Genomic DNA, 3,985 nt, shown 5'->3' with positions numbered 1-3,985 from the left:
AGTACGACTCGGGACGGCGGAACGCGGTCTCGCGGAGGCTCAGGAAACGTCGCACATACCAGCGCCGCACATCCTCGGGGGTCGCATCGACGTAGATCGAGAAGTCGAAGAAGTCGCTCACAGCCAGGCCGGAAACTCCGTTTCCGCGGGCCCGGGCCGGCTGCAGGACGTTCAAACCCTCGATGACGACGATGTCCGGATGCTCCAGGACCACCCGTTCGTCCGGAACGATGTCGTACGTCAGGTGAGAATAGACCGGCGCGCTGACCTCGGGCGCACCCGACTTGACCGACGCGACGAAGCGCAGCAGCGCACGGCGGTCGTACGACTCGGGGAAGCCTTTACGTTCCAGCAGCCCACGACGTTTGAGCTCAGCGTTGGGCAGCAGGAAACCGTCGGTGGTCACCAGCGAGACGCGAGGATGGTCGGGCCAGCGGGCCAGCAGCAGCCGGAGCAGCCGGGCGATAGTCGACTTGCCCACCGCAACCGATCCGGCGATACCGATCACGAACGGTGTCCGCTCGGCGAACGAGCCGAGGAACGTCGTAGTCGCCTCATAGAGCCTGGCCGTGCCTCTTACCCGGAGGTTGAGCAGGCGAGAAAGCGGCAGGTAGATATCCCGGACCTCGTCGAGGTCGACCTCATCGCCCAGGCCGCGGAGCTCTTCGAGCTCGGCCGCGGTGAGCGGAAGCGGAGTCTGGTCGCGTAGCCGTGCCCACTCCGATCGACTCAGGTCGACGAAGGGAGACAGCGGTGCGGCACCTTGTTCAGCCATAGCGTGCCCATTCTGCTCCCGTGCCTGCGGGCGTCGCAGCCGGGGCGGGTGCACCGCCGCAACGACGGGGTGTGGCTGGGGTGGCGCGGCGCCGAGGGGCTACGCTGGCCCGCGTGTGCGGCATCGTGGGATATGTGGGCAGCCGACAGGCGATCGACGTCGTCGTCGGAGGGCTGCGCCGGCTGGAGTACCGAGGGTACGACTCTGCCGGGATAGCCGTCGTGGCCGATGGCGCGCTCGCGTCGACTAAAAGGGCTGGCAAGCTCGCCAACCTCGAGAAAGCGCTCGACGACGTCCCGCTTCCGGTCGCCACGACCGGGCTCGGGCACACCCGTTGGGCCACACACGGGCCGCCGAACGACCGCAATGCTCACCCGCATCTCGACGCATCCGGCCGGGTGGCCGTGATCCACAACGGGATCATCGAGAACTTCGCCCGGCTGCGAAGCGAGCTCGAAGCCGCGGGCGTGGCTTTCGAATCGGACACCGACACCGAGGTAGTCGCGCATCTGCTGGCTTGGGAGGTCGCCGCCGGCGCCGAACTGGCGGACGCGATGCGCGCGGTCTGCCTGCGGTTGGAAGGCGCGTTCACCCTGCTGGCCGTCCACGCCGATGTTCCGGACCGGGTGGTCGCCGCCCGCCGCAACTCACCGCTGGTGGTGGGGCTCGGCGACTCAGAGAACTTCCTGGCTTCCGACGTCTCCGCGTTCATCGCGTACACCCGGGAGGCCATGGAAGTGGGGGATGGGCACGTAGTGGAGCTCACCGCTGACGGCGTGACCCTCACCGACTTCCATGGCGCGCCCGTACAAGAGCGTCGCTACCACGTCGACTGGGACGCCTCGGCCGCAGAGAAGGACGGCTACGACTACTTCATGCTCAAGGAGATCGCAGAGCAGCCTAAGGCCGTGGCCGACACGCTGCTGGGACGGATCGGCGAGGGTGGGCGGCTCTCGCTGGACCAGATGCGGCTGTCCGACGAGGAGCTACGCGAGATCGACAAGGTGGTGGTCGTCGCCTGCGGCACTGCCTACCATGCCGGTCTGGTGGCCAAGTACGCGATCGAGCATTGGACGCGTGTCCCGTGCGAGGTGGAACTGGCCAGCGAGTTCCGCTATCGGGACCCGGTGGTCGGGCGACAGACGCTGGTCATCGCGGTCAGTCAGTCCGGCGAGACGATGGACACGCTGATGGCCTTGCGGTATGCACGGGAGCAGGGCGCACGTGTGCTGGCGATCTGCAACACCAACGGCGCCACCATCCCCCGCGAGTCGGACGCGGTGCTGTACACCCACGCCGGACCCGAGGTCGCAGTGGCTTCCACGAAGGCGTTCCTGACTCAGCTCATCGCCTGCTATCTGGTGGGGCTGTATCTCGGGCAGATCCGCGGGACCAAATGGGGCGACGAGATCGGGTCCGTCGTACGGGACCTTTCCGATCTGCCGTCCAAGCTCGACCAGGTGCTCGAGACGATGGAGCCCGTGCGCGCGCTGGCCAGGGAACTCTCGGGCGCGACGTCGGTGCTCTTCCTCGGGCGGCACGTCGGTTTCCCAGTCGCGCTGGAAGGAGCACTCAAGCTCAAGGAGCTGGCCTACATGCACGCCGAAGGGTTCGCCGCCGGTGAGCTCAAGCACGGGCCGATCGCACTGATCGAGAGCGGTGTGCCGGTCATCGTCGTGGTCCCGTCGCCGCGCGGCCGGTCCGTGCTGCACGACAAGATCGTCAGCAACATCCAGGAGATCCGCGCTCGCGGCGCCCGGACCATCGTCGTGGCCGAGGAGGGCGACGAAGCGGTCGCGCCGTATGCCGACCACATCGTCCGGGTGCCGGAATGCCCGACGCTGCTCCAGCCGGTGGTTGCGACCGTGCCGCTGCAGGTGTTCGCGTGTGAGATGGCGAGTGCACGTGGCTTCGACGTCGACCAGCCTCGGAACCTGGCGAAGAGCGTCACCGTCGAGTAGTGAGCGGGCCCGCGTCGAGTAGTGAGCGGGCCTGCGTCGCATCGGGCTGAGGCTCTGGGACTCTCCGGGACTCCGGGGAGGTGGTCTGGAGGCAGCGGGTGGCGTGTCGTGCGTCGGCGCGGTTGGCCTGTGGCCCGGTTGGGCTTGAGCCTCCAGACCCCCTCCCCAGAGCCCAAGAGCTTGGCGGTCAGTGTCGGCGGCCCGTTTCTGGCCCGGCTCGTTGCTAGGTGAGTGTGAGTGTCGTAACGGCGACGACGAAGGCCGTGCCGGCGAGGCCCACCATCGTTAGCGCATGGTGGCGAAGGACAAGTCGATGGAGAGGACGTTCCTCGGGCAACGCGAACACCCGTCGCGGCCACAGACGCCAGGAGACACGAGCGAAGACCGCGGATGCCGCCAGGAGCAGACCGCCCTCGAGGGCGTAGAGGATGGCTCGGGATGTGCTCGGGGAGTCAATGGCGGGGAGCGAGGCGGCGGATACGAGCAGCCCGGCGAGCAGGGCGAGCACGGGCCGGCGGTTGCCCGATCCGAGGACCGTCAGGAACTCTTCCAGCCGATCGTCATCCGCCGCGAAGAACCGGTGCGCCCGTGGCTGGACGATGACCAGGCTGTACAGCATCGAGCCGAGCCATGCCGCGAGCAGGCCGAGATGAACGACCCACACGACCGTCCAGAGCACGCCGCTACCTGCTTAGTCGTCGGTGCTCTTCCAACGGTAGCCCTCCTCCCACGGGTACTTCATCTGCCGCTGACGATCGGCCCGCCGTTGATACCACGCGCGGCTGTCCTCGTTTCCACTGGCCGCGGCCGCATCGGCCTTTGCCTGGAGCTCCGCGATGCAGCGTTCATGGTCGCGGCGGATCACGTCCTGTAGCTCTTGTACTGCGATGTTCATTTTCAGCCTCCCAACCGTTCATCTAGCTTGCCGATCTCTCGGCTGTGCTCTTCGATCTGGCCAATATAGAAATGAAGACCGTCAAAGTACCTCTCGACGACTTCCTTGGCACGGTCCATTTGTTGGACGACTTCGATACGCCTGAAGTGATCTTCGTCGTTCTGGTCCATCGACTCCTCCTTGGCGAGCATAGAAGGACCGCTGATGCGCCATGAGCGTAACAGCATTCGATAGCGTCAGACAACCATTTCTTACGCTGGTTTGCTGCTGTTTGCGTGAGCTGAAGGTTGTGTGAGAGGGGTGTCGAAGAAGGTTCGCAGGGCGAGGATCGCGGCGCCGACGACGGGAGCGTCC

Annotated in this window: 5 protein-coding genes; 1 reads left to right on the top strand and 4 read right to left on the bottom strand. The window is 66.4% G+C overall.

Annotated features, from left to right (window positions below):
- Window positions 1-775, bottom strand: a 775-nt coding sequence (gene coaA, locus ELR45_RS08835) for a type I pantothenate kinase (RefSeq protein ID WP_240759342.1), incomplete at its 3' end; no start/stop codon positions are given.
- A 113-nt stretch (window positions 776-888) separates the two neighbouring features.
- Here coaA and glmS point away from each other — a divergent pair.
- Window positions 889-2,736, top strand: a complete 1,848-nt coding sequence (glmS, locus tag ELR45_RS08830; protein ID WP_129665237.1) for a glutamine--fructose-6-phosphate transaminase (isomerizing) — start codon at window positions 889-891, stop codon at window positions 2,734-2,736.
- 223 nt (window positions 2,737-2,959) lie between these two features.
- Here the strand turns inward: glmS and ELR45_RS08825 are convergent, their stop codons facing one another.
- The 3 genes from ELR45_RS08825 to ELR45_RS34845 are packed head-to-tail and all read right to left on the bottom strand — an operon-like array spanning window position 2,960 to window position 3,801.
- Entirely contained in the window at window positions 2,960-3,415 is a 456-nt protein-coding gene (locus ELR45_RS08825) for a hypothetical protein (RefSeq protein WP_129665235.1), read from the bottom strand.
- 12 nt (window positions 3,416-3,427) lie between these two features.
- Window positions 3,428-3,631: a hypothetical protein gene (locus ELR45_RS08820; RefSeq protein WP_129665233.1), complete on the bottom strand. Its 204-nt coding sequence runs from the start codon at window positions 3,629-3,631 to the stop codon at window positions 3,428-3,430.
- Between the two features lie 2 nt (window positions 3,632-3,633).
- The gene (locus ELR45_RS34845) at window positions 3,634-3,801 is read right to left on the bottom strand and encodes a hypothetical protein (RefSeq protein ID WP_165367617.1); all 168 of its coding nucleotides are present in this window, start codon (window positions 3,799-3,801) and stop codon (window positions 3,634-3,636) included.
- Between the last annotated feature and the right edge of the window lie 184 nt (window positions 3,802-3,985).

The organism is Phytoactinopolyspora endophytica, assembly GCF_004138495.1.
In the GTDB taxonomy this organism is placed as follows: domain Bacteria; phylum Actinomycetota; class Actinomycetes; order Jiangellales; family Jiangellaceae; genus Phytoactinopolyspora; species Phytoactinopolyspora endophytica.
Note: the sequence above shows the minus strand (reverse complement) of the source record. Positions and strands in the feature narration are given on the sequence as shown.

What these genes read in the sequence shown, in the direction of transcription:
- ELR45_RS08820 (WP_129665233.1), bottom strand. Translation starts at nt 3,631, where the DNA reads ATGAACATCGCAGTACAAGAGCTACAGGACGTGATCCGCCGCGACCAT.
- ELR45_RS34845 (WP_165367617.1), bottom strand. Translation starts at nt 3,801, where the DNA reads ATGGACCAGAACGACGAAGATCACTTCAGGCGTATCGAAGTCGTCCAA.